This is a genomic window from Microbacterium sp. (assembly GCF_052099035.1).
Classification (GTDB): Bacteria; Actinomycetota; Actinomycetes; order Actinomycetales; family Microbacteriaceae; genus Microbacterium.
This window is the reverse complement of the sequence record NZ_JBQDSX010000097.1, coordinates 3,697-7,667: the sequence shown is the minus strand read 5'-3', so window position 1 is coordinate 7,667 and position 3,971 is coordinate 3,697. Positions and strand designations below refer to the sequence as shown.

3 protein-coding genes and 1 pseudogene are annotated in these 3,971 nt (G+C 64.6%); 3 read left to right on the top strand and 1 reads right to left on the bottom strand.

Annotated elements, in window-relative coordinates; translation table 11 throughout:
- Window positions 1–207: 207 nt before the first annotated feature.
- On the bottom strand, window positions 208–903 hold the full coding sequence (locus ACTIAO_RS16295; protein ID WP_441839600.1) for a GntR family transcriptional regulator: 696 nt from the start codon (window positions 901–903) through the stop codon (window positions 208–210).
- Window positions 904–1,090: 187 nt separating this feature from the next.
- On the opposite strand from ACTIAO_RS16295, the gene ACTIAO_RS16290 reads away from it, so the two are divergent.
- The 3 genes and pseudogenes from ACTIAO_RS16290 to ACTIAO_RS16280 all read left to right on the top strand — a co-directional run.
- Window positions 1,091–2,419, top strand: a complete 1,329-nt coding sequence (locus ACTIAO_RS16290; RefSeq protein ID WP_441907189.1) for an ABC transporter substrate-binding protein — start codon at window positions 1,091–1,093, stop codon at window positions 2,417–2,419.
- A gap of 34 nt (window positions 2,420–2,453) precedes the next feature.
- Window positions 2,454–3,425 (top strand): carbohydrate ABC transporter permease, encoded by a 972-nt coding sequence (locus tag ACTIAO_RS16285; RefSeq protein ID WP_441907188.1) that lies wholly within the window; start codon window positions 2,454–2,456, stop codon window positions 3,423–3,425.
- Window positions 3,422–3,971, top strand: a pseudogene (locus ACTIAO_RS16280) (hypothetical protein); the annotation flags it as partial. The gene ACTIAO_RS16285 and the pseudogene ACTIAO_RS16280, both read left to right, overlap by 4 nt.

The following is a 3,971-nucleotide window of genomic DNA, read 5'->3' as shown; positions in this document are numbered from 1 at the left end:
CCGCGGCCCGGAGCGCTGGCGCATCCTGATCCGCAACGCCGGCTGAGCTACACCGAAAATGCCTCTAAGTGCTCTAATTCCGCCGAACTAGAGCACTTAGAGGCAGGTTGAGGAAGAGCCCACCCCGAACCTTCCGCGAACTGCTCCATTTCTCGAGCTATAGAGCAGTTGGAGGCAGTCTCGGGCGAGCACTTTGCCGGTCGAGATTCAACTCTCCGCCGCGGGCTCGATCAGCAGCTCATAGACGTCGCCGCGGTACAGCGACGTCGTCACCTCGGCGAGCACTCCGTCTCCGGTGCTGCCGCGGGAGATCACGCGTATGCAGGGAACTCCCGGGTCGATGTTCATCAGCGCCGCATCTTCTGCGCTCGGGAGCACTGCCGACACTCGAGCCTCGGCACGAGACAGGCCGACACTGTATTTCCGCATGAGGATCTCGTACAGCGATCCGGAGAGGTCCTCGCCCAACAGTCCGGGGAAGATGTCGGCAGGCAGGGCTGAGCGGTCGATGCACAGCGGAACCTCATCGCCGAACCGCAGCCGTTCGAGGTGATAGACGGACGACGTCTCTCCGAACCACTCAGCGGTCTCGCCGCTCGCGCGGCCCACGCTGGCCGACAGCACCTCGGCGCGGGCGACGCTTCCCGCAGCTCGCATCGAATCGGTGAAGGACGCGAGCGTCATCCGCTTCGTGACGGACGGGCGAGCGACGAAGGTTCCCTTCCCGCGGATCCCCACGATTCGCTTCGCCGTGATGAGCATTTCGAGCGCGCGTCGGACCGTCATGCTCGATACGCCGAACTGCTCAGCAAGCTGCTGTTCTGTCGGCAGCTGGTCACCGGGGCTCATCTCGGTGATGGTCGCCGATAGCTCTTGGAGCACGACCTCGTACTTTGCCGCCATCGGCTCTCCTCCGTCGTCGGTGATCCCAGGGTATGCCGCACCGTGGCCCGGCGCCCGCGGTGCCGGGCGGCACTTGCGGTGAAACAGCCCTGTGCTATCGTACCGGTTACCCTAGGGTCTCAGCAAAACCCTAGGGTTGATCAGCTCTCCACACTATCGCCCGCGAAAGTTCCAACGAAGGAGCACCATGAGCATCACAGCACCTGCCTCTCGACGCCTCACCCGTGTCGGCGCTGGAATCGCTGTCGTCCCCCTCTTCCTGGGTCTTGCCGCCTGCGGGTCGGCAGGCTCCGGCGAAGACAGTGGCGGCGACGTGACGATCAACGTTCTCGCCGAAGACATTTCCTACACGGACAACTGGAAGGCGCAGCTTTCCGAGTTCGAAGAGGCCACGGGGATCAAGGTCAACATCGAGACGGTTCCGTACAGCGACCAGGCCGCGAAGATCCTGCTGAACTTCAGCCAGCGTTCGACCGACTACGACGTCGTCTTCACGGACAACACGTACGGCACCGGATACTTCGAGTCGGGCTTCGTCGATGATCTCACCGAGTACGAGTCGACAGACGACGAGTTCGTCTCCTTCGACGAGTTCTACGCGCCGTACCTCGCACCGATGCAGACCGACGGAACCACGTTCGGGCTCCCCGTCTACGGCGAGAGCACGTGGCTCATGTACCGCACCGATCTCTTCGAGGAATACGGGATCGACGGCCCTCCGGAGACGATGGACGAGCTCGAGGAGGCGGCGCGCACGATCAGCGAGGGCAGCGGCGGCGAGGTCGCGGGGATCAGCCTTCGCGGCGCGCCGGGCATCCAGAGCGTTTACCCCTGGGCAGGCTTCCTCCGCTCCTTCGGCGGCGACTTCTACGAAGACGACAAGATCGCCGTCGACTCGGACGAATCCGTCGAAGCCGCTGAGTTCTGGACCGATCTCCTCGAGAACTACGGCCCCGCCGGCGTGGGCAACTTCGACTGGGAGCAGAACCGCATCGCGTTCACCCAGGGCAGCGCCGCGATGACGATCGACGCCACCGCGAACGGTCCGTTCAACGAGGATCCGGAGGCCAGCGTCATCGCCGGCAAGGTCGGCTATGCGCCAGTGCCGTACGCGATCTCCGACCCGCCGGAGTCCGGCAACACGAACAACTCCCTCAACGTGCACGCGCTCTACCTGAGCTCGTTCAGCGAGAAGAAGGATGCGGCGTACCAGTTCATGGCCTGGGCCACGAGCGAAGAAGTGCAGACTCACGGCGTCGAGACCAGCGAGGCCGTCGGCGCGACGCTGCAGTCGGTGATCGAGGGCGACGCCTACGCGGAGAAGTACGGCCCGTTCCAGGAAGCGATGCTCGCCCAGCTCGCGACGGGGAACATCGACTACCTGCCCGCGGGCCAGGACGCCAACTCGATCATCACCGAGGTCGGCCAGGCCCTGTCGCGCTCCCTCGCCGGTGAAGCGAGCGCGAAGGACGCGCTGACGGCCGCCCAGAAGGCGCTCGAGACTCAGCTCGGCTGACACCTCGCCCACGGACGCCGGAACGGAGAACACATTGAGCACGACTGCAGCACCCTCGCGAAGGATCCCACCGGGCGAAGGCAACCGGTCGGCGCCGTCCCGGCGTCCTCCGCGGCGGACGAACTGGCGCACGGTGCGCTCGCGCACCAGTCTGGTTCTGCCCGCCGCCGTGATCATCATCCCGCTGCTGATCATCATCGTGGTGCAGGGGGTGCAGCTCGTCACTCACGCCGAGAATCTCCTGCGGCCGGGCAGTGCCGACCAGTTCGTCGGTTGGGGCAACATCCTGCGCGCGCTCGGCGACCCCACGCTGCTCGGATCGATCCGAGTGACGCTCGTCTACGTCGCTATCGCGGTCGCGATCGAGATGGTCGTCGGAGTCTCGATTGCGCTTGCGCTCAACGGGCGGATCCCCGGCAAAGGCCTGATCCGAGCGCTCGTGCTCATTCCGATGGTTCTGACGCCGGTCGTTGCCGGGCTGATGTGGCGCCTGCTGCTCGACCCGACGTCAGGGTTCATCAACTGGGCGCTCGACGCCGTCGGCATCGGTTCGTATGCGTTCCTCTCCGAACCGTCGACGGCGCTCGGAGCGATCATCCTCGTCGAGGTATGGCAGAACACTCCCTTCGTCGTCATCATCGTGCTCGCCGGCCTCGAATCTCTCGACCCCTCGCCTTTCGAAGCTGCCCAGCTCGATGGCGCGTCGGCTCCACGCGTGCTCCGGCACATCACGCTGCCGATGCTCGCTCCGGTGCTGTCGATCGTCGTGCTTCTGCGCGTCATCGACGCGGTCAAGACGTTCGCGCTCGTGAACACCATGACCAAGGGCGGGCCGGGCACGTCGACCCTCGCGATCAGCAACTACGTCTACCGGCTCGGATTCGAAACATTCGACATCGGGTACGCCACGACGGTCGGCTTCATGGTGTCGCTCGCTGTTCTGATCATCCTGTTCCCCGTAGCGACCCGCCTCATGGGTCTGCGCATCCGGAAGGCAAAACGATGAATCGTCCTCACCCGGTCCTCCACACCCTCAGAATCGTCGCTGTCTACGCGTTCGTTCTGTGGTGCATCCTGCCGATACTCTGGCTCGTCAGCACCTCCTTGAAGAGCGACGTCGATGCGTTCAGCCGCGAGCCCGTCTGGTTCTTCGTCCCGCAGTTCAGTAACTACGTGACCGCGTGGTTCGACGGCGGCATGGGGCAGTCGATGCTGGTCAGCGGCACCGTCGCGATCATCAGCAGCGTTCTCGGCATCCTGGCGGGGCTGCCGCTCGCGTATCTGACCACGCAGGTCTGGCCGGCTGAGTCGACCGGATCCGCGCGGCTCACGCTCGGCGTTCTGCTGCTGACAACGGTTCCCCCGGTACTCAGTCTGACGCCGTTCTATCGCACCTTCTTCGGGGTCGGGCTGACGGGCAATCCCGTCGGGCTAACGATCATCCATACCTTCTACGCGATCCTTCTCGCCGTTCTCATCTTCCGCTCCTTCCTTGCGTCCTTCCCTCGTGAAGTTCGCGAGGCGGCGATGCTCGATGGCCTCGGGGAATGGC